A 20,641-nucleotide genomic window follows, 5' to 3' on the forward strand; every position below is an offset into this window, starting at 1 on the left:
TTATATGGTCCCGGCTCATTTTATCAAGATAGAATCATTGCCATTAACTGTTAATGGGAAGGTAGATAAAGATGCTTTACCTGCATGGGCCTCTATTATACAAACGAACGAGGGATATATAGCACCTCGGAATAGAGTAGAGCAAAAAATGGTAGAAATTTGGTCAGAGGTATTAGGGATTGACTCCTCTGTCATTGGGATAAATGATAATTTTTTTGATCTAGGTGGGCACTCTTTAAAAATTATGAGTACTTTAGTAAAAACATTTTCTGAAGGTTGGAATGTAACTATTAAAGATTACTTTGAATTAAAAACAATTAATAATATAGCTAAAAAAATTCAATATGGATATAAAGTAAATTCACATTCAGATACATTAGATATTAAATTGACAACTCCTCCAAAGAAGCTAAAGAAAACAAAAAGACACGAATTTAGTAATAATAGCAAAATACTTTTAACAGGTGCTACAGGATTCTTAGGTATTCACCTACTAGAACAACTATTGGATACTACAGAATGTAAGATATATTGTTTAGTTCGTGGGGAAAATAAACAAGAGGCAAATAATCGTTTATTACACATGTTAAAATTTTATTTTAAAAATAAATTTGTAAGCTATCAATCTTTAGTAAATCAACGTATCTTTATTGTACAAGGTGATTTAGCTAAACAAAATATGGGATTAGAAAACGAATTATATAAGGAGCTTCATCAACAAATATCAACTGTTATTCATGCTGCAGCTTTAACAAAACATTTTGGCGAGTATAGTGAATTTGAAAGAGCAAATGTCCAGGCGGTAAAAGAACTTCTTGCATTTGTTGGTGATACTAAGGATTTACATCATATATCTACAACTGGTGTAGCCGGACAATTTGTATTAAATGAAACGGAAACAATATTTAAAGAAAGCGATTTTTATGTAAAACAAAATTACAAAGATAATGTGTATGTGAAAAGTAAATTTTTGGCGGAATATGAAATATTCAAGGCAATATTAACGGGAACAGATGCTACTATTTATAGAGTAGGAAATCTTACAAATAGATATATTGATGGACAACATCAATATAACTTCACCGAAAATGCATTTATGAGCAAATTAAAATTTATATTACAATATGGTATCGTGACAGATGTATTATTATCAAGTGAAGTTGAGTTTACACCTGTAGATTATTGCAGCAAAATTATCACAGGGTTTGTAACTTCAAATGAAATACATGAAAATAGCAAAAATTGCGTAAATCATATATACAATCATCTTACGTTAAATTTAAATGTACTTGTAAAATTACTAAATTCAATGGGATATCCAATTAAGGTAATTTCTGAAACAGAGTATCAACAATTTATTTTAGAACTTTCTAAAGATAAAAAGAAACAGGAAGATATTCAAAACCTCATGACATTTGAAGAACCAAAAGATAATTGTTATAAACCAATAAATCTTGATTCGACTGAAACTCAAAAAACACTAAAATTATTAGGTATTCAATGGCCTATTATTAATAGTGAATATATACAACAAATTATTAATTATATGACGAGTGTTACTGGTAGTAATTCTGTTGCAAAGCTTTTTAAACAAAGTTACACTTTAAAAAACTGAACAGACTCATGAGAAATGAGAAATTTTAAAGGAACACAGTTAAAAAAATACGCAAAATTTTTTAGAAAAAATCACTGAAATAGGACAAGCTTTTAGGCGGAATTATATGCATAATTATTGTGATTCTATCCTTTATAAGGAAATAATTTTTAGTCAGCAAACACATGTAACCTTTTGAATATTGGGTAAAAGACACCCTAGTAGAGTTTTTCATATCGTATGAGACATTGCTGTCGAAAAATTGCAAACAGATGGGAAAATACAACAAGCTATTATCCAACAAAGAAAGAAATACCCCCATAGAATACGTTAGAGCGTTAGATACATTAGAAGAATTTAATGAATTGAATTTAGACTATGTAGAGACGAGTATGAAGGAATAATAACAATATAACAAGTACTTTTTCAGCTTTCTACGTTATATAAGGTAAGGGGAAAACTGTCATCGAGATTACAATTTTAAGTGGATTATCTTTTTCTTTATGGGGAATAACATCGTTAAACACGTTATATGAACAAGCTACAGTAACAAAAGGAGATGTGTAGCCATTGGAACAGGGAGTAGCGGATATTTAAGTTGATAATTGGGAACAGGAAATGAATAAATGATAGGTGAAGGATTCTTGGGAACCCATGGTTCTTACAACAGATAAAAGATCCCTTCGTTTGTTACGAAAAGAATCTTTTATCTGTTGTGTTTTTTTGTTCTTTTGTTCCCGTATTCCTTTTCATTTTAGGTTTCAAAAATATATAAAATCAATTTTAAGACAAATTACTTACATTAATATGCTAATATCAATAGTAGATATTTTATCTTAAATTAATGAAAAAGAAAGGTGATACTAATGAATTCGACACCAATTGATTCTGAAATCTTTAAGGACCAGTTTGGTACAAAACAAATGAGAACAAATTTTTCAGACGAGAATTTAATACAATTGTGGCTTAATTCAGAAGTTGCCTTAGCAAAAGCTGAAGCTAAATTAGGTATTATACCTCAAAATGCAGCGACTAATATTGCAAATGCAGCTGACCAAAATAAACTTGATTTTAATAAGATTAGAGAAGGAATGAAAAAAACTGGACACCCCTTTGTAGCATTCCTACATGAGTTCGAGAGTTTATGTGATGAAGAATCACGTAAGTACATTCATTGGGGAGCAACAACACAAGATATAATTGACACGGGACTTACCCTGCAAATTAAAGGTGCTCATGAACTTATTTATAATCAAACTCAAGAAATATTAAAGATATGTTTGAGATTAAGCCAGCAATATAAGTCAACAGTAATGCCAGGCAGAACGTTAGGTCAGCATGCCTTACCGATTACTTTTGGATATAAGATATCTATATGGTCAGATGAACTTGGTCGTCACTTAGAAAGGTTACAACAAGGTGCAGACCGATATTTAGTGGGGCAACTGGGAGGTGCAGTTGGTACTTTAGCTTCATTAGGAGCGCAAGGGTTAGCTGTTAGAAAAGAGTATGTAAAAAATTTAAACCTAATTGAACCCTTAGTATCTTGGCACACGTCTAGAGACCGATTTGCAGAATTTAGCATGATTTTAAATATGATTGGAGCAACTACAGCTAAAGTTGCAGAAGAAATAATAAGCCTTCAAGGAACAGAGATTAGAGAAGTAGAAGAGGGGTACCATTCTGGTAAAGTAGGAAGTAGCACTATGCCGCATAAAAGAAATCCTATGACTTGCTCTTATATTGTGGGATTAACTAAAATAGTCAATAGAAAATCAACTTTAGCTATTGACAGTATGATTCAGAAACACGAAAGAGATGTTACATTTTGGCAATCTGAATGGTCTTATATTTCGGAAATTTGCATAACTTTAAGCGGCGCATTAGAACAACTTAAAAATGTCTTAACAAACTTAATAGTAAATGAAGAACAAATGAAAAAGAATCTTTTTCTTACCAAAGGTTTAATAGTATCTGAGAACGTAATGTTAGAATTGGGGAAGATAATTGGTAGAACTACTGCCCATGATTTATTGTACGAATTAACAATGAGAGCTTTTGAAGAAGACAAAGATTTAAAAGATATTTTATTAGAAGACAATGAAATTAAGAAGTATTTTAGCGATGAAGAGATAAATTCCCTTACTAATCCAGAATCATACACAGGGTTGAGTGAAAAGTTTGTTGATGATGTTTATAACAAGTGGTTGAGTTATACATAAAACCAATTTAAGACCATTAGCTGAGGAATAATTCCTCAGCTAATGGTCTGCTTATACACATTATTAATTGTAATATTGCAGCCTAGAACATCTCTTGCAATTGAATCGGATTCAAGGAGTGTTACAGAATTAACCCCTGGTCGCGCTCCCGCAGCAGTTACCCAATGAACGCCTTCTGTTGGAATTCCAAAGGAGTATAAATTAGGATTAACTTTACCGTTTTTATCTATTAATCTATTTGGGGGGGGAGTCACTGCTAAACCTCCACTTTCAAAAATATAATTATTGTTCGTTGCAATCTTAAATTCTGAGGCTAGACCTGCTTTTAACATATTTGAGATTAAAATATTTTTACTTTGATTTATATTAACTGAGGGTAGTCTAGCATCAATTAGGTTCTTTGCATGAAATATCGAATCCTTAACACGGTTAGAGCTAATTTTAAAATCTTTATTTATAGGTGAAGTAGCTACAGTTGCTTCAGGTCCAACTAAAACTAAAATTCCGGCTCTTATTAATGCCCTCAATTCTTTGATTCTTTGAACAGGAGGGCCAATTGAAAGAAATGCGTTTAAAGGTGTATACCAATTGCGTAACTCTTCTTTATAAGATTCAGCATTTATTCCTCCATGATCAACAAGTATTCTTATTTCGTTTCGGATATCCCTTAAAACATCTAATGCGGCTTTTAGTGGACTGTTTTTATTACCCAGGTTTGCTTCGTTAATATCATTATGTAAGTAAGTATCTAACCAATTATGAAAGTCTGTTATTGAATTAAATTTTTTATCACCATAAGGACAACTAATTTTGTGCCAATCAAAAAATAGTTCTGATTTTACTCCAAAGTTGATTAAAAGATCCTTATGGTATTCTATGGCACAATTAACAAACTCGTAAAGGAACTGACAAGATTTTTCTATTCCATAGAGATTGCGAATTAAAGTTGTATAATAGATACTTTCAACTTCCAATTTTACGAAAGGCCATATCTCTTTTTTAAAGCTTAGGTTATTTTTATGTTTTAACTGCTCGATAACTTCATTTTTTAGAAATAGTGGGATATGTCTTTCTGAAGAACCTTTTTGATTTTGTCCCCTAGAGTGATAAGGTAAGCCTCGCCTAGAACCTGCAATTAATAAAGGTTCTTTACCAGAGGGAATGTAATTTAATTTGTCATTAATTTCTTCAAACTTTCCATCTCTCCCACTTGTTAAAAGTGACATGTAATCAAAAAAATTAAGGCCTAATCCCCTTATTATTACGGGAGTTTTAGGTTCTATTGAATCTAAATTAACATCTGCTGGATTGGATGGTGGGAAGTAATTTAGGTTGTTACTATTAGCAAACTCAAAGAAATGTTCTTCAGCTGAAGTTAATTTCTGATCTGAGTGCCCAGTTGTAAAGATAACCTTTTCAGCTTTAATTGGTGTTAAAGACTTATTAAGAAATAAAGTATAATCTTCATTGTTCGGATAGAGATTAATTAATGTGTCTTGAATTAAGTTAATCTTAATATTTGAGGGTAATTCTTCAAGAATAGTATTAAATGAATCTTTAAGATAATAGCCGTATAGAGCTCTTGTAGGGTAAGAGTTAGGTTCTAAGGAATAAATTTCTTCTGTAATAACGGTGGGCATATCTAAAGTGTCAATTTTATCCCTTAATTCATTTGCCCATTCTAATAGACTAGGCCCATTAACGATAGGACCCCGACACTGGACGCTATCATCAGTAAATAAAGTGATTTGCGAAGCCACTGTATTCATTAAAAGTTGAGGTGACTGGTCTGTTCTCCATACAGCTCCTCCTGGAGGATGTGGATCAATCAAAAAAAATTCATAAGATTCTGATTTTAATTCAGATAAAATATTAGAGACTATTCTTTCAAATACTGATATACCTCTTGGTCCTAAACCTACTATCGCGATTTTCATATACTCACACCTATCCTTTCTGCAAGATCTAATTTAATCCGTTATGTAAAACAACATAACTAGTAGGTGCAAAAAAAGTCAAGTGTAAAACTAAAAAAATAATTTACTAAAGGGTGTTTAAATTGGAATTTAAAGAGAAAATTAAGTTATTTCGAACGTTACATGATCAAAACAATCCATTAATGCTTCCAAATGCATGGGATGCATCAAGTGCTAAGATTTTTGAGAGAAACGATTTTCAAGCGATTGGGACTACTAGTGCTGGTATCGCAGCAACCTTAGGTTATCCAGATGGCGAGAAGATTCCTTTAGAGTTAATGTTAAATTCCATTAGTAATATCTCGAAAAATACCAAACTTCCTGTTTCAGCTGATATTGAAGGAGGATATGCCGCTAATATTTTTGATTTACGAAAAATATTAAATGAGTTAGAAAAATTTGAAGTGGTAGGTATAAATATAGAGGATGGGAGAGGTACGTATTTAAGAGAAATTAATGAGCAAAAGGTCATTTTAGACTTTATTAAAGCTTATTCGCCTCATCTTTTCATAAATGCAAGAATTGATAGTTTTTGGCTAGATATTGGCGATTTAAAAGATCGTATTAAGGATGTAATCGTTCGTGCAGAAGAATATAAAAAATCCGGAGCAGATTGTATTTTTATTCCTGGAGTTAAGGATATTGAGACAATAAAAGTACTTAGAGAAAATATAGAGTTACCTATAAATTTGCTTCAAAGTGAAAACTTAAATTCCATGCAAAACATAAAGACATTAAAAATTGAGAGAGTGAGTCTTGGATCTTCAGCTTTTAGGAATATTCTAACAAACCTTGATAAGATAAGCAGCACCTTTAAACAGGGGAAATTATTACATTCAAATGGAAACTTAACCTATCAAGACTTAAACTTGCTTATGGATTGATTTTTTACAGGTGAATAAACTACTAAAAATAGTTATTTCTATAATTTTCAAAAAAAAGTTTCTCAACCTGAAACTATCAGACTATTATGTAATTTCTCTTTTTTGTGTGTTATGCTAGATTTATCAAATGTAGGAGGTGATTACATATGATCGTTAAAGTAAAAAAAGCTTCTAAAAAAGTAGTTGCTGCTAATGCACTTACTAATGTACCAGGTTAAGTCATTAAGAAGAACCGGATTTCCGGTTCTTCTTAATTTTTTAATTAATCAATTAATTAAGGAGATGTTATAAAATGAAACCAAAATTTAAAGAAACTATCCCTTATTTTTTCCTAAATAAAGAAATTCAAATTGGTGAAGAAGAAGGTTTAGCAGGTATAATTCCAGACCCTACTGGTAGCATCTCATTTCTAATAAATAAATTAGATGGCCAGAGAAACATTCCAAACATCGTTCAAGAAGTACAAAAAGAATTTCCTGATATTAGTTCAAATGAAATTATTGAGGCTATAAAAGTTTTAGGAAATGAAGGTTATTTAGAAGATAATTCAATTGTACCAGAACTCAATGATTACATCTTAGAAAGATATAAAGCGAATATAAATTATTTTTCACTATTCACGAAATTCGGAGAAGATAAATATAAAATTCAAGAAAAGATTTTAGAAACGCCTATTGCACTTCTTGGTGTAGGAGGACTTGGAACACAAGTACTGTATCATTTGGCAGCATTAGGATTTCATAATATAAAAGCTCTGGACTTTGATAATATTGAATTAAGTAATTTTAATAGACAGTTGCTTTATTCGGAATCAGATATAGGGAATAGTAAGGTTGAAATGGCTAAAAAGCGAATATCCCAATTCAACCCTAATGTGGATCTTCAAATTATAAATAAGAAAATAGAGTCACCTCAAGATGTGATTGAACATATTGAAGGAACTGAGCTTGTGATATGTGTTGCAGATAAGCCAACATTACATATTGCAAACTGGGTAAACGAAGGTGTGGTTAAATGTAATCTGCCAATGGTTTATGGTGGAGTATTAAATACTCGTGGTAGATTCTTTTCTATGATTCCTTCTAAGACAGGTTGTGTACAATGTCACATTAATTATGCAAGACAATTAAACGATAAACAAGACGAGCAATTAGAAGCTATGAATAACATGGAGTTTACTAGAAACAATGCTGCTATAAGTCCAAACGTAGCTATTGTAGCTGGAACAATTGTTAATGAAGCATTAAAAATTTTAACGCAGATTGCACAACCTATTTCTTTAGGGAAAGTTATGGAAGTGGACTTTTTAACCCTAGAAACTAATACTGTTTCTTCGTGGGAAAAAATGTTAGATTGTCCTCTCTGTGGTCAAGTAGTTAAAAGTGAAGTGAAGTGATTTGATATGCTACCTAAAGTTTTTTTTAATAAGAATTATGTAATACTTTTTTCTGGGATGACAATAAGTAAATTAGGAATGTGGTTCTTCACTATAGCAATTCCATTAATTGTTTATGATTTAACCCATTCTCCAAGTAAAATGGCCTTCGTACTAGCATTAGAGCTTGGAGCCCAAGTTATTTTTAGTTTAATAGGTGGGGCATTAGCAGACCAAATGTCTAAAAAGAAGATAATGATAATAGGAGACTATGCTTCAGCGCTTTTTGTACTCGTAGTTCCTATACTTTTTTTAAGTGGTTATAACAGCATAATAGTTATATATATTGCCGCTTTTACCTTATCTGCTTTAGCAGCTTTTCATCATCCTAGTTTTGAATCTGCAGTTCCTGAAATCTTATCTAAAGAGGATCTTATTCAAGGTAACTCATTCTTTAGACTAAGCGAAACGATTATTACATTCTTGGGACCCGCCGTAGCGGGGATTGCAATAGCGCTTTTTGGGAATTCGAATGTTTTATTAATAACAAGTGTGGCCTTCTTTTTATCAGGAACAATATTTTTATTTTTAAAATTTAGAGATTTTGCTGAAGAAGAGAAGAAACGCCCTGAATTAGTAAAACCTATTGTTGAAGGACTAAGATATGTCTTTGGAACGAAAATTATCTTAGTTGGTTCTCTAGTTATTTTTGGTATCAATATAGGATTTGGAGCTGTAGAATCTCTTTTTATGTATTACTTGAAAGATTATCTAGGCTTGAGTCCTATAAATATTGGATTAATTTTTTCATTACAGGCAATTGGACCAATTTTGGCTGTTTATTTTGCAAGTAAATTTAAACATATTCCAAGAGGAAATGTTATTATTTATTCAGGGATTGTTATAGGACTTGCCCAGATGCTCCTGTACTTCTCTCAATTCAGCTTAGTAATTTTAGTATTCTGTCAAATTTTTATTAAAGGATCAGTTACTTTATTAGCTATTAATTGGTTTACATTGCGACAAGAGACTGTACCTAGCAAGTTGCTCGGAAGAGTTATCAGTTCTACTAGAATGGTAGCATTTTTAGCTTTACCTTTTAGTGCTATGATAGCTGGCTTTTTGGCTGAGTCAATAAATGTTTTGTCAATCTTCTTAGTTGCAGGTGCTTTCGCGATAGTATCATCAATCGTAGGTGTAAGTCTTGGTTTATTTGATAGAAAAAGATTAGATAAGATTCAAAATGATACAGCATTGTAATTAGTTAAGTGTAAAGGGAGTTATTTTATGAACAAAATTGAACTAATAATTATGAATTCTAATGAAGTACGCCGGAGAAGTTTAAATTTATGGAGTTCTATTCCCAGTGAGGTTTTATTTCATAGGGTTGATTCATCTTCAATGACTATATTAGAACAAGTACGGCATGTTTTAGAAGCTGAATATTTATATCTTGAAATTTTAAAGACTAGAAAAAGTTTGCCCTATAGCGATGATGAACCAAATCCTTTCAATACACGCGATTTTTCAACCATTCAAGATGAGGTTGATTTTGCAAAACCTTATCGAAAAAATTTCTTAGATTTTATAATGGGATTAAATGAGGAAGATCTTGAAAATATAAAAATAGATCGCTCAGATGTAGGATATACTAGAAACCTTGGAGATATGTTAATGAGAATGGCGTATCATGAAGCCGTACATACAGGGCAATTATTAAGAGATATGAGGGCTTTAGGTTTAAAAAGACCTCATCTATGGGATTAAATTAAAAATGGTTATCCGTTAGCATTCTAAATAAATGTTTCTATTTCTGACGAGTTATACATGTTAAAATATATAACATGAGTATGTAGGGGGAAGAGTTATGAGCACTGAAGAGTTTTTAACAGATATTCATGAGCACACTCCGAGTTATAGACAGATAAAAATGGAAGCGTTGAGAAGATTTCCTAATGAACGTTTGCAAGTTATTGAATATATATAAGAAAATGCAAGTTTATACGATTATTTAATATGTTTGTTAGATATAACACAGAATGCTCTGGTGAATGAATCTGTACGCAAATCGGAAGGCGAGTTAAAGAAGTATGAGTTTACAGCAAGTGAATTAGAAATGTTGTTTAGTGGATTCTATGTTGCAGTTAGGCAATTGCCTGAGAACATTGGACCTAAAATTTATGAAGCTATTCGATGCAAAAGTGAAGATGTATTATTGAAGTGTTTAGAAGAATCAATAAGAGGGTCTGAAGAAAAGAAAAAAGAAAAAAGCGGATTTTAACATTGAAATTTATCGTACAAAGAATTGACACTTAAATCCCTCACAAACGTTACAGAAAGATATAAGACCTAAGTTGAAAGAAAAGTAAAAGGTCAATGGATATAGTTATATTGTGCAGTTGATTCAGAGGGTAATACAATTGATTTTTATCTAAGTAAATCAAGAGATAAACCAGCAGTCAAGCGCTTTTTCAAGAAAGCCTTGGCTTTTTCGCATGTTTCTAAACCTCGTGTGATAACAGTAGATAAGAACCCTGCCTATCCTGTAGAGATTCAAGTCATTTAAAACAGCAATCTCTATATTGAGTGGTGTCGAATCTATGCATATGATAAAAAACGGGCAACTTGTTTTACCGGACAAGTCTGTCCAAAATCAGAAAGAATTTATTCCTAAATTGTTTGGCTTAGCTTCATAAGATAGAAATGAAGAGAAAATTGCTATTCTATGTTTCCAACTAACATTTTTGCACCAGAACCGAATCTTCAACGAATTTACTATGTAACATGGCTAACACCTGCATCCTATTATTAAACGGTGTTCCAAATGCACTAACAATTAAGCTAATACCAGTTGCTAATGCTCCAACTACTAATTTCTTGAACATAATAAATCCCCCTTAATATTTTTTATAACTTGCACCTTAAATATATCACTTTTCTTATTTTGTAAATGTTTTGAATTTGTAGAAATGTTTATTTGAATCTTATTAATATTGGTAATTCATTTTATTAAGTGGAAAATAGAGGGATTTTTATAGGTATGTAAAAATACATAATAAATGAACCGAATATTATGATATACTCTCAAAGAGCTGATACAAAACTTCTTTAGATTGGAAAACTAAAGTCTTATCTACCCAATTGTGGGGGCGCCTTATGGCGTCTTTTTTTTATAAGAAACCTCCAAGCATTCATACACTTGAGGGTTTATCAATTGAAAGGTAGGGCTGTTTGGAGTTCCTTAAATTAAGAACAAAGCGGGATTATTCCTAAACCAATTAATAGAGCTGCAGCAAACGCTGGAATTGGCACAGGGATCTCGATACTTTCTACAACTAAGAAGTATTGTGTCCACTTACTACTTTAAAACAAACTAATTGCATTAATTAAGAGTTTTAGTGCACTACTCCTTGGAAGTTGATCTTGTAGCGCTCTTTCTCGTAATTCACTATGTTTTCCAAAGAAAATAGTGAAAGGCAAGGCGATGAATACATTTACAAAATGACAAAACTGTAAGAATACACGAATGTTTGTAAGAAAGTTCGATATTTTCCTTTTTCTTTTTTTATTATAGTGAAAAAGAAGGACGAAATATTCTCTTATGTAGGAAAGGAAGATAATAATGATTGATCTATTAAATAAATGGATGTTAGAAAGTACAGGCAATTTCAATATCGTTGTAGGAATTACAGCACTTCTATTTTTGGGTTCAGTAATTGCACTTATTATTATTTACAAAAAAATTGGTAAACCAGATGAAAGCACAAATGCTATTTATTTAAAAATTACTTCTCGTATGTTTACTACTCAAATTCTAATGAATGCTATATTTATTTCTTTAGTTGGTAAAGATATTGAGAATTTCCGTCAAATCTTTATATTATTTGAAGCTTTTGTATTTTTTATTGGAGCTATTTATTCGTTTAAATTATATAGACAGGAATATAAATAATTCACTTGCAAGAAACAATAAAAAAACTGCACCCCAATTGTTAGACACAGTCTAACAATTGGAGGTGTAGTTTTTTTATGACTAAATTTACTTCAGAAGACAAAATGAATGCAGTAATACATTATCAAGATGGAAGTGAGAGTATAAAAGATATTGCGAAATCATTGGGAGCGAATCACGAAGTGGTTCGCATGTGGATAAAACAATTTGAATATCATGGAATCCGGGCCTTTGAAAAAGGCTATACAACGTATTCTGCACAGTATAAACTAGACGTACTAAATTATATGTTCGAAAATGGGACGTCTCCAAACGAAACGGCAGTCATTTTTAATATTTCTTCACCTGGACTTATTAGAAAATGGCGTATTCAGCTACATCAAAAAGGAGTAGACGCCCTTAAATCGAAGAAAAAGGGGCGTCAATCTATGACTAAGGACAATCAAAAATCAATTAAGAAACAAACACAAACAGAAGAGTCAGTAGAAACATTACAAGCTGAATTGGAGCGTTTGCGTATGGAGAATGCTTATTTAAAAAAGTTGAATGTCTTAGTTCAAAACAAGGAAAAATCACCAAACAAGATAAGGCGCAAGTAATCTATGAACTAAGGAAAGCATTTCCGGTGCAGGCACTTTTAAAATTAGCAGAACTCCCACGAAGTACATATTATTACTGGATACAGAATTCTAATCGACCAGATAAAGATAAAGATAAAGAGCTAAAGATCCTTAATTCAAAACATTTACGATGAACACCAAGGTCGTTATGGATATCGCCGTATTCGCGATGAGTTAATGAACGAAGGACACAAAATCAACCATAAAAAAGTTCAACGAATTATGAAAGAGTTAGGTTTAAAGAGTCTAGTTCGTATGAAAAAATATCGCTCGTATAAAGGACAAGTAGGTAAGATTGCGCCAAATATTTTAGAACGTAATTTTAAAGCTGAAAAGCCGAACGAAAAATGGGTTACAGACATAACAGAATTTAAATTATGTGGCGAGAAGCTCTACTTATCACCGATGTTAGATCTATTTAATGGAGAGATAATCGCTTATACAATTGATTCAAGACCAACCTATTCACTTGTATCGAAGATGTTGGAGAAGTCTTTTCAACAATTGACAGAAGAAGACGAACTCCTTATTCACTCTGATCAAGGCTGGCATTATCAAATGAAGAAGTATCGTCACGCCCTAAAGGAACGCAAGATTACGCAAAGTATATCTCGTAAAGGGAACTGTTACGATAATGCGGTTATTGAAAGTTTCTTTGTTATTATGAAATCTGAATTTCTTTATCTAAAAGATTTTGAAAGCATAGAACACTTTAAACAAGAATTTGAAAAATATATCGATTATTATAATCACAAAAGAATTAAGGAAAAACTAAAAGGCATGAGTCCGGTACAATATCGAACTCATGCCCTAAAGGCTGCCTAATGAAACGACCTGTCTAACTTTATGGGGTCAGTTCATTTTGGTGGTCTTTTTTGCATAAAATCTTGTAAAGCAAGAAAAAGTAGAATATTAACATTCTAATATTCAATAGAAAGATAAATTGTTTAAAAGTTCAAAATAATACATTATAATATATTTAGTAAAATTAACCAATATATATTTTGCTCATTATGTATTAAAGGGGAAATGAAAATGGCTGGACAAATTCGTATGTCACCAGAGGAGCTTAAATCGAAAGCGGCTCGATATGGACAAGGTGCAAATCAAATTGAGGACATTTTAAGTCAACTACAAAACTTGCAAAATGAATTAAGAGGAGAATGGGAAGGTCGTGCTTTCGAAGGTTTTGATCAACAGTTCAATGAATTAAAGCCAAAAGTACAAAACTTTGCACAGCTATTACAAGAAATTAATATGCAGCTGAATAAAACTGCAGAAGCTGTTGCTTCTCATGATGAAGAATTATCACGTAATTTCGGTTTGAAATAAAAATTGTCATACTCTATATAACAAGCATTTCAAATGAGCCATACAGCTTATAGTGTATGGCTCATTTGATTGCATGCCCAACTTAGCTGGACACACGTTTAAAAAGAGTGATATTGATAGGGAATTTTCATATATTGATTGGGATTTCTTTGGCATGTTCTGAAAATTAGAGAAAGGATTTGAGTGATGGGACAATTTCAAAGTAATTTTCAAACGGCACAACAAATTGCTACGCAGATGAGAACAGCTTCGAATATAATCCAAAGTGCAACAAATCGTTCTATAACAAAGGCGACGCGTACAACACTATCTGTTAATTCCAAAGCACAAGAAGCGAATCAACAAATGTTAGATTTTACGAAACAATTTTCCACTGCCTTTCAACAAGCGGTCGATAATATTCATTCAGTAGCCCAAGAGTTTGAGAGAATGGATAACGAACTTCACAACACTTTTCGCTAATGTGACAACCTACGTAAAGGTAAAATAGTAGGAGGAATATAATGAGTCAAGATATTGAAAAACAAATCAATCAAGTAAATCAAAAGTTAAGAAGTGTATTTGAAGAACAAGACCGAAATCAATCCGCGATTCACATTCAGGAGCAAGCGGAAGCAGATTTTTATGAATGGAGAGGTCGAAACCATCGTTTGTTTGATCGAATTTTAGGAACTTGGCATGGTGATAGAGAAATGTCTCAGTTTTTTATGAATACATATCAAGAGGCACAACATATTGAACGAAAAGTCACATTTGAATTAGAAAACCAAAAAGAAACGTTGCTTAAAGAAAGACGAAACCTTAGTGATTTAGAAAACGACCTTTCCTATCAACAACAACAATTAGCGAGGGAGGTCAATGCATGAGCTTAAATATATATTTAGGAGAAGTACAAGGCCAAACTCAAAGTATGAATGCTGTATGTAACGCTACTATTCAAGGTATGGAACAAGTCATTCAGTCAATTGATGCCTTTGCAATTGATACTGTTCTACAAGGACAAACTTATAGCAGTGCAAAATCATTTTTTGTACAAACCTTTCGTCCTTTAGCGCAAGGAATCATTTATCTGTGTGAAGAGTTAATTCGCCAGAACGATGCTTTTCCAAGTCAATTTCAATCACAAGTCGCTTCCACAGATGTAATTGAACAAGAAATATTAGAACAAATTCGAGAAATTGACCGAATGAAAGCAAGTATGGAAGCTGTCAATCAAGCTATGCCAACCCCAGGTATGGACGCTATGGCGAATCTTTTTACTGTGATGAGGAAAAAACTACAAGAAAAGCTGGATCATTTGTATCAATTTAATCAGACCTCTAGTAATAATTATAGTACAGCACTTCAATTAGCAGCTAGTATTGCTGCAGGTCTTGCGGAAGTTCAAAGTGGGAAAGGGTTTAGTCCTGCAAGTGGTACATTTAGTATGCAAGGGTTGAATATGGAATGGACAACTTCAATTCAAGCGATTACAGAAGAGAGGGCACGACAAGCTGCCAATTCAATTGAAGAAGGTGAAATGTGTGGTAAGCTACCTGAAAAATCTACTGGTGAAAAAATTTGGGACGGTATTGTAGATGGTACGGGACAAGCAGTTAGCGATACAATAGACGGAATAAAAGCTTTAGGAGATTGGGAAACGTGGGAAAACATGGGGAACGCTGCTTTGCACCCTATTGATACCCTCAGTACGATGTATAATGTATTGTCAGATTCATTTATTAATGATGTAATAAATGGAGATGCTGAAAGTCGTGCTAAATGGGGAAGTTATGCTTTAACACAAGTTGGATTAGGACTTATTGGTGATAAAGGATTAAGTAAAGTATCGAAGGTAGCAACTACTGCAAATCTAACAAAAGGTATGTCCAGAGTAACTAATTCTACTACATATAGAAACACACTAAACGTATTTAATAATTACACAGGGAAATTTGAAAGTGATTTTGCATTTGCAGGTGGAACACAGCAATATTTACAAAAAGCAGCTAATTATACCTATGAAGGCCCGAATGGTCCAAAAACAATCAGGTTAAGAATGGGTGAATTAGCAGGAGATAAACATCCAGTTACAGGTATACCTTATGATGCTGATGGATTTCCTATTTTTAAATCTAAGGGCGAGGTAACCTTAAAAGAGACAGACTTCAAAAAAACTAGAACAACACATTTTAGAAGATGCAATAAGGACCTATACAAACAAATAATGGAAGACCCTAAATTAGCTTCAAAATTCACGAAAGAAGAGATTGAACTATTTAGAATAGGGAAAACACCAGAAAATTATACATGGCATCATCATCAGGAACCTGGTCGAATGCAACTTGTAGATTATCAGATACATCACGATACTGGTCATACAGGTGGATATAAAATTTGGGGAAAAGATAGTGATAAATAGGGAGGTTTATAATTATGAACAACATTACATGGATTAATGTAAGTGAGAAAAAAGTTACAGATGAACAAATTGAACAATTAGAACAGTACTTTGGTATTAAATTTCCTAATGATTTTATTGAGTGTGTAAAGAAATATGATGGTGGCTATCCTACTCCAGATACATTCAATATTCCTAATCAGGATGAAGATTCACTTAATAATCTTTTAACCTTAGACTCTGAGAGAAAAATTTCTATGCTGCAAACATATAATAGTATAAAAGATAGATTGGTAGATAAAGTATATCCTTTTGCTAGAGACCCGTTTGGTAACCTTCTATGCTTTGATTACCGAAATAATCCTCAGTCACCAACAGTCGTATTTTGGGACCATGAGGAAGAAGAAATGGAAGAATCCATCTATCCTGTTTGCTCATCTTTTGCAGAATTACTTGATAGCTTATATGAGTTTGAAGACGAGGACGAATAATTAATTATGAGTAACAAAAGTAAGACTTATGTGAATTACGCATAAGTCTTTTTAATATTAACCCAAAGTTAAGAAGAAGTTTTTATAGTAATTAATATGTACTATGTGAAATGTAAGGCACCATTAGTATGAGTGTTAATGGAGAAGATGTGATTCTTAAAGATGTTAAAGTTGATGAAATTACTTACTCTAAGAGAACTCGAGAAGAAGCTGAACAACTTCGAAAGGAATTTGATAGGAGTGTGAGAAAAGATTTTCTTAAATCCTTAGTTAATGACCCTGCTAAGCTTGCTGAACTTAAGAATGCTGGTATATCAGATGGGGATATAGAATTGATGAAAAGAGGAAAGCCTCCAATAGGGTGGCAAGTACATCATAATCTTCCATTAGATGATGGAGGGACAAATGCATTTGAAAATTTAACTTTAATACAAAATCACCCATATCATAAAGCTATAACTAATACACAACGTACATTAACTAAAGGCTTACAACCTGGAGATAGTGTAGACATAAGCTGGCCTATACCAAAATACAATATCTACCCTAAAGGGGAATAAATTTAGAAAGAGGTTTTTATATGTGGAAAAATATGATTTTGGAAATTGGAGATATATTGAAAAGTGTTAATTATAAGCTGAATACACCCGCAACGGATACTGAAGTTCAAAGATTAAGAGAACATGTAAAAGAGAAATTTAATGTTGATTTACCGAGGGAATACGAAGAGTTTCTTAAAACTGTAAATGGTTTAGACTTTGATGGACTGGTACTTTACGGAGTTGATTCTTCTTTACTAGAAACAAAAAAAGATGAACATATTTGCGGCTTTATAGACACGAATGAGATTTGGTATGAAAATGAATTTCAAAAAGAGTATCTTTTCTTTGGGGATTCAAATATTGCGTGGTTTTACAAAAACTTATCAGACGGTACTTATCTAGAACTTGATAAACCATCAGGTACGGTAATGAACACATATAATGATTTTAATACAATGCTTGAGGAAGCGTTAAAAATAACCCTTCTTTAATAGGGGGTAGTAAAAATTATGTTTAATTTTTTGAAAGAATATGTTGTAGCAGACAGAAGTGTCCGTTCTAAACAAAAACCTATTTTCTATCCTATATATCAAGATGAGATAGATGAGGCAGAAAGCTTATTACAAATGGAACTTCCAAAAGAACTGAAACGCTTTTATCAAGAAATAGATTGTGTTTTTTTTAAGTCTGATACAAGAACGTTTTTCAACAGATTTATGGACCCGATTTCAGTTGCAGATTTCCGTTTAAGGCAAGATATTTATGAATATAATCCAAACCTAGATGATGATTCATTAGTGTTTTTTGAAGTAACAGAACTTAACTTTTTAATAATTAAATTTAAAGAGGAAAATGAATTAGGTCAATGTCCTACTTACTCTGAAGATGAGAAAATAGCGGATTCTTTAGAAGAATTTTTAATTAAAATGGATGAAAATCCTGACTATTATATTTAATCTTTTTAAGACTTGCATTAAGGTGTAGCATTTGAAAAATATCTAATCATGAGTAAAAAAGCTTATGTATAACCTGCATAAGCTTTTTTAATGTCCATAATAGGTAAAAAGTATCAAAAACATTCACCATTAAATCACTTGAAAGTTTAAAGCGACTCCTAAATTAGAAAATCATATTAAAAATATAGACCCCTCTGTTCCAAGAAGGAGAGGTATTGGTGGAGCACACAACAGTGAAGAGTTCTTTAAAAACAATATTAAAAATAGTCAGTGAATCACCTTCAAAAATTCCAGGTGTAAAAACAGTAGAATACAATATGCCTAAGTTAAATATGGATGGCACTCCTACAGGAGAGTATGGAAATAAAGTATTCACAAAAACCATTTATGATCCTAAAATTATAAGTGATAAGGAATTTATTAACCGTGGAATTGAAGCAGCTAATGACGCTAAATTAAAAACTAGTGATGGAGTTCTTTCAAGAGAATGGACAGGTGTTGACAGTAAAGAGATAACTTGGAGAGGATACCATAAAGATGGAGAAATTTCTTCTTTTTTTCCAGAATAAATTAAAGATATACGAGGAGAGATATGTATGCAAAGAGAATTTAGATTAAAAGATGAGGATTTACTAGATTTAACTCATTTCCCTATACAAGCAGTGTTTAATATGGTAGATGATGAAAGATTTTTAAAGGTAATCAATTCAGTTTGTGAAGGAGTAGGATTTGGAGAGGAATATGGCGCATGTACTTTTCCAGGAGATTTGGATGAGTATGATATTGCCAATGGAGATTCATTTGAAGGTGTAGAATTTGCATTATACAGTGGTGATGAGGTAATAATTGATTATCAAACACTTTATCATTATTTAAAAAAAATGTGTGAGGATTATTCAAAAAAGTATCCAAACACAATTAAGAGATTAGAAGACAGTCTTAACAAATTTATTGAATTATACAATATTAATAGGTAGAGACTATTTATAACTTATCCAAAATCATTATAAAAGGTAGAATGTTTCATGATTAGAATTGATTATATGCTAATATTCAATAGAAAGATTTGATGTTTGAAAATTCGCGACAAAATCTCATAATATGTTTAGTAAAATTAACCGATTCATATTTTACTCATTATGTATTAAAGGGGAAATGAAAAAAACTTGGTCAACAGTAGCGGGGTGGTTTAATTAACATGAAAAAAAGTCTAAATTTTAATAAGAAAGCTTTTGCACATTATATGGCTCTTTATCCTGTAAATGAAATAAGAGTCCACGTAATTGTTCTTGTCCTTTTGGGGGCAGACGTGTTTGTTCTTTTGCCTGCATTCGCGAATCCTTTTCAATTACTCTATGTATATATAGTAACTCCTCCAGTTGTTTTTTTAAATTTGTGGGCGATATGGATTGCTATCAATCCTCGGAAACGACAATTACAATACACTCTATTTCGAGGAGTATATGGCACCATATGTTCAGTCGGATTATTGGTTATAACGCAAAAACTTGCCTATGAAGTGTTACAATTACAAACTCCCATCTATTTTATTCTTTCATTTGGTTTGTATAGTTTCGCTTTGTATCATTTTTATAAAAATCATATTGAAAAACTTCAGGAACCAAGAAAAAAATCAAAATCATCGAAAGAAACTGGTGGTGTAAAAGTAGCAGCTATTGCAGCGGGATTGGGGCAGTTAATTGCTAATATAATTCTTAGCATTGCAACACAACAGATGGGGGCAATTGTATTTATGTCTGCATGCACAGTGTTTTCGTTTGGTTTGTTTTATATGATTATAGAACTCCATAAGTATTATTATTTACGGAAGCATATAGAAGATGGAGGGAAAATACGTATAGGCTTTTAAAGCGAATTTGTTGCATTTCAAGTATATAATCGCATTCTTCTTATGGAAGCCATTCACGAGGCTTATAGCAATAAAAGATGTATAGGTGGAAGGTTATATTCTGGTAAAACATCTGAAGGAATGGAAATTAGGTTTGTTCTTATTAATGGTAAGATTATAACTGTTTATCCAATGCATTAAAGAATGTGAGGTACTCAAAAATGAAAGTAACTAATCAGCCCATAGTTAAAAATGTAAGAAAATATAGAGGTAATTGCTAAGAAGCACTCCCCCTAAGTTTCAGATGAAATTAAATAATTGATTATTTACATTTAAATAATCGACTATTTATGCTTTAATATTTATATGTACAAAATTGGGATAATTAGGGATTTACATTTAATATGTTTTAAGAAAGGGGAATGTTTTTTATATGGAAACTCCAGAAAATCAATTTAAACGTGCACT

General features: G+C 32.0%; 21 protein-coding genes and 3 pseudogenes. 21 read left to right on the forward strand and 3 right to left on the reverse strand.

All coding sequences use genetic code 11. From position 1 onward, the window contains the following. Both MR167_RS24635 and purB read left to right on the forward strand, forming a co-directional pair. Window positions 1-1,615 (forward strand): SDR family oxidoreductase (locus MR167_RS24635; RefSeq protein WP_242315713.1); only part of this gene is annotated, 1,615 nt, incomplete at its 5' end. A gap of 845 nt (window positions 1,616-2,460) precedes the next feature. After that, window positions 2,461-3,816 (forward strand): adenylosuccinate lyase, encoded by a 1,356-nt coding sequence (gene purB, locus MR167_RS24640; protein WP_001089379.1) that lies wholly within the window; start codon window positions 2,461-2,463, stop codon window positions 3,814-3,816. A 35-nt stretch (window positions 3,817-3,851) separates the two neighbouring features. Here the strand turns inward: purB and MR167_RS24645 are convergent, their stop codons facing one another. After that, a complete protein-coding gene (locus MR167_RS24645) occupies window positions 3,852-5,753 on the reverse strand; it encodes an FAD/NAD(P)-binding protein (protein WP_098829686.1) in 1,902 nt (633 codons plus the stop codon). A 113-nt stretch (window positions 5,754-5,866) separates the two neighbouring features. On the opposite strand from MR167_RS24645, the gene MR167_RS24650 reads away from it, so the two are divergent. The 6 genes and pseudogenes from MR167_RS24650 to MR167_RS24675 form a co-directional block, all read left to right on the forward strand. Further along, window positions 5,867-6,676 (forward strand): isocitrate lyase/PEP mutase family protein, encoded by an 810-nt coding sequence (locus tag MR167_RS24650; protein WP_223838112.1) that lies wholly within the window; start codon window positions 5,867-5,869, stop codon window positions 6,674-6,676. Window positions 6,677-6,968: 292 nt separating this feature from the next. After that, complete coding sequence (locus tag MR167_RS24655) at window positions 6,969-8,072, forward strand: HesA/MoeB/ThiF family protein (protein ID WP_000802788.1); 1,104 nt, start codon at window positions 6,969-6,971, stop codon at window positions 8,070-8,072. Between the two features lie 6 nt (window positions 8,073-8,078). Next, a complete protein-coding gene (locus MR167_RS24660) occupies window positions 8,079-9,311 on the forward strand; it encodes an MFS transporter (protein WP_000937088.1) in 1,233 nt (410 codons plus the stop codon). 27 nt (window positions 9,312-9,338) lie between these two features. Beyond that, window positions 9,339-9,818, forward strand: coding sequence for a DinB family protein (locus tag MR167_RS24665; RefSeq protein ID WP_001033112.1), 480 nt, complete (start codon window positions 9,339-9,341; stop codon window positions 9,816-9,818). Window positions 9,819-10,098: 280 nt separating this feature from the next. Next, window positions 10,099-10,332 (forward strand): hypothetical protein, encoded by a 234-nt coding sequence (locus MR167_RS24670; protein ID WP_001005923.1) that lies wholly within the window; start codon window positions 10,099-10,101, stop codon window positions 10,330-10,332. An 81-nt stretch (window positions 10,333-10,413) separates the two neighbouring features. Next, window positions 10,414-10,747 (forward strand): annotated as a pseudogene (locus MR167_RS24675) (DDE-type integrase/transposase/recombinase); the annotation flags it as partial. A 39-nt stretch (window positions 10,748-10,786) separates the two neighbouring features. Here the strand turns inward: MR167_RS24675 and MR167_RS24680 are convergent. Then, window positions 10,787-10,936 carry a hypothetical protein gene (locus MR167_RS24680; protein ID WP_000473828.1) on the reverse strand — a complete coding sequence of 50 codons (150 nt, stop codon included), beginning with the start codon at window positions 10,934-10,936 and terminating at the stop codon, window positions 10,787-10,789. A gap of 481 nt (window positions 10,937-11,417) precedes the next feature. Beyond that, window positions 11,418-11,534: pseudogene (locus MR167_RS33755) on the reverse strand (transposase); the annotation flags it as partial. A gap of 139 nt (window positions 11,535-11,673) precedes the next feature. On the opposite strand from MR167_RS33755, the gene MR167_RS24685 reads away from it, so the two are divergent. The 13 genes and pseudogenes from MR167_RS24685 (at window position 11,674) to MR167_RS24745 (ending at window position 20,194) form a co-directional block, all read left to right on the forward strand. After that, window positions 11,674-12,003, forward strand: a complete 330-nt coding sequence (locus MR167_RS24685; RefSeq protein WP_000566275.1) for a hypothetical protein — start codon at window positions 11,674-11,676, stop codon at window positions 12,001-12,003. 77 nt (window positions 12,004-12,080) lie between these two features. After that, window positions 12,081-13,448 (forward strand): annotated as a pseudogene (locus MR167_RS24690) (IS3 family transposase). A gap of 210 nt (window positions 13,449-13,658) precedes the next feature. Then, window positions 13,659-13,955, forward strand: coding sequence for a WXG100 family type VII secretion target (locus tag MR167_RS24695; RefSeq protein WP_000918588.1), 297 nt, complete (start codon window positions 13,659-13,661; stop codon window positions 13,953-13,955). A 186-nt stretch (window positions 13,956-14,141) separates the two neighbouring features. Further along, a complete protein-coding gene (locus tag MR167_RS24700; RefSeq protein ID WP_000529655.1) occupies window positions 14,142-14,417 on the forward strand; it encodes a TIGR04197 family type VII secretion effector in 276 nt (91 codons plus the stop codon). A gap of 41 nt (window positions 14,418-14,458) precedes the next feature. Then, entirely contained in the window at window positions 14,459-14,821 is a 363-nt protein-coding gene (locus tag MR167_RS24705) for a DUF3958 family protein (protein WP_000076120.1), read from the forward strand. Further along, window positions 14,818-16,356, forward strand: coding sequence for an HNH endonuclease (locus tag MR167_RS24710; protein WP_242315715.1), 1,539 nt, complete (start codon window positions 14,818-14,820; stop codon window positions 16,354-16,356). The genes MR167_RS24705 and MR167_RS24710 overlap by 4 nt, the downstream gene beginning before the upstream one ends. Before the next feature lie 14 nt (window positions 16,357-16,370). After that, the gene (locus tag MR167_RS24715) at window positions 16,371-16,826 is read left to right on the forward strand and encodes an SMI1/KNR4 family protein (RefSeq protein WP_001060034.1); all 456 of its coding nucleotides are present in this window, start codon (window positions 16,371-16,373) and stop codon (window positions 16,824-16,826) included. 128 nt (window positions 16,827-16,954) lie between these two features. Beyond that, the gene (locus MR167_RS24720) at window positions 16,955-17,386 is read left to right on the forward strand and encodes an HNH endonuclease signature motif containing protein (protein WP_205770137.1); all 432 of its coding nucleotides are present in this window, start codon (window positions 16,955-16,957) and stop codon (window positions 17,384-17,386) included. 20 nt (window positions 17,387-17,406) lie between these two features. Then, window positions 17,407-17,859, forward strand: coding sequence for a YrhA family protein (locus MR167_RS24725; RefSeq protein WP_242315717.1), 453 nt, complete (start codon window positions 17,407-17,409; stop codon window positions 17,857-17,859). Between the two features lie 18 nt (window positions 17,860-17,877). Beyond that, window positions 17,878-18,324, forward strand: coding sequence for an SMI1/KNR4 family protein (locus MR167_RS24730; RefSeq protein ID WP_242315719.1), 447 nt, complete (start codon window positions 17,878-17,880; stop codon window positions 18,322-18,324). A 218-nt stretch (window positions 18,325-18,542) separates the two neighbouring features. Next, on the forward strand, window positions 18,543-18,893 hold the full coding sequence (locus tag MR167_RS24735) for a CdiA family toxin C-terminal domain-containing protein (RefSeq protein ID WP_242315721.1): 351 nt from the start codon (window positions 18,543-18,545) through the stop codon (window positions 18,891-18,893). A gap of 27 nt (window positions 18,894-18,920) precedes the next feature. After that, window positions 18,921-19,301: a ribonuclease toxin immunity protein CdiI gene (gene cdiI, locus MR167_RS24740; RefSeq protein ID WP_086389951.1), complete on the forward strand. Its 381-nt coding sequence runs from the start codon at window positions 18,921-18,923 to the stop codon at window positions 19,299-19,301. Window positions 19,302-19,522: 221 nt separating this feature from the next. Further along, window positions 19,523-20,194 (forward strand): hypothetical protein, encoded by a 672-nt coding sequence (locus tag MR167_RS24745; protein WP_242315723.1) that lies wholly within the window; start codon window positions 19,523-19,525, stop codon window positions 20,192-20,194. Window positions 20,195-20,641: the final 447 nt, after the last annotated feature.

It is taken from the genome of Bacillus cereus group sp. BfR-BA-01355, assembly GCF_022663675.1.
In the GTDB taxonomy this organism is placed as follows: domain Bacteria; phylum Bacillota; class Bacilli; order Bacillales; family Bacillaceae_G; genus Bacillus_A; species Bacillus_A thuringiensis_S.

Excerpts from the sequence above, each read along its gene's own strand:
- MR167_RS24730 (WP_242315719.1), top strand. The coding sequence starts at position 17,878 with ATGTTTAATTTTTTGAAAGAATATGTTGTAGCAGACAGAAGTGTCCGT.
- MR167_RS24720 (WP_205770137.1), top strand. The coding sequence starts at position 16,955 with ATGAGTGTTAATGGAGAAGATGTGATTCTTAAAGATGTTAAAGTTGAT.
- MR167_RS24685 (WP_000566275.1), top strand. The coding sequence starts at position 11,674 with ATGATTGATCTATTAAATAAATGGATGTTAGAAAGTACAGGCAATTTC.
- MR167_RS24665 (WP_001033112.1), top strand. The coding sequence starts at position 9,339 with ATGAACAAAATTGAACTAATAATTATGAATTCTAATGAAGTACGCCGG.
- MR167_RS24705 (WP_000076120.1), top strand. The coding sequence starts at position 14,459 with ATGAGTCAAGATATTGAAAAACAAATCAATCAAGTAAATCAAAAGTTA.
- MR167_RS24680 (WP_000473828.1), bottom strand. The coding sequence starts at position 10,936 with ATGTTCAAGAAATTAGTAGTTGGAGCATTAGCAACTGGTATTAGCTTA.
- purB (WP_001089379.1), top strand. The coding sequence starts at position 2,461 with ATGAATTCGACACCAATTGATTCTGAAATCTTTAAGGACCAGTTTGGT.
- MR167_RS24715 (WP_001060034.1), top strand. The coding sequence starts at position 16,371 with ATGAACAACATTACATGGATTAATGTAAGTGAGAAAAAAGTTACAGAT.
- cdiI (WP_086389951.1), top strand. The coding sequence starts at position 18,921 with ATGCAAAGAGAATTTAGATTAAAAGATGAGGATTTACTAGATTTAACT.
- MR167_RS24700 (WP_000529655.1), top strand. The coding sequence starts at position 14,142 with ATGGGACAATTTCAAAGTAATTTTCAAACGGCACAACAAATTGCTACG.
- MR167_RS24745 (WP_242315723.1), top strand. The coding sequence starts at position 19,523 with ATGAAAAAAAGTCTAAATTTTAATAAGAAAGCTTTTGCACATTATATG.
- MR167_RS24725 (WP_242315717.1), top strand. The coding sequence starts at position 17,407 with ATGTGGAAAAATATGATTTTGGAAATTGGAGATATATTGAAAAGTGTT.
- MR167_RS24710 (WP_242315715.1), top strand. The coding sequence starts at position 14,818 with ATGAGCTTAAATATATATTTAGGAGAAGTACAAGGCCAAACTCAAAGT.
- MR167_RS24695 (WP_000918588.1), top strand. The coding sequence starts at position 13,659 with ATGGCTGGACAAATTCGTATGTCACCAGAGGAGCTTAAATCGAAAGCG.
- MR167_RS24645 (WP_098829686.1), bottom strand. The coding sequence starts at position 5,753 with ATGAAAATCGCGATAGTAGGTTTAGGACCAAGAGGTATATCAGTATTT.
- MR167_RS24660 (WP_000937088.1), top strand. The coding sequence starts at position 8,079 with ATGCTACCTAAAGTTTTTTTTAATAAGAATTATGTAATACTTTTTTCT.
- MR167_RS24655 (WP_000802788.1), top strand. The coding sequence starts at position 6,969 with ATGAAACCAAAATTTAAAGAAACTATCCCTTATTTTTTCCTAAATAAA.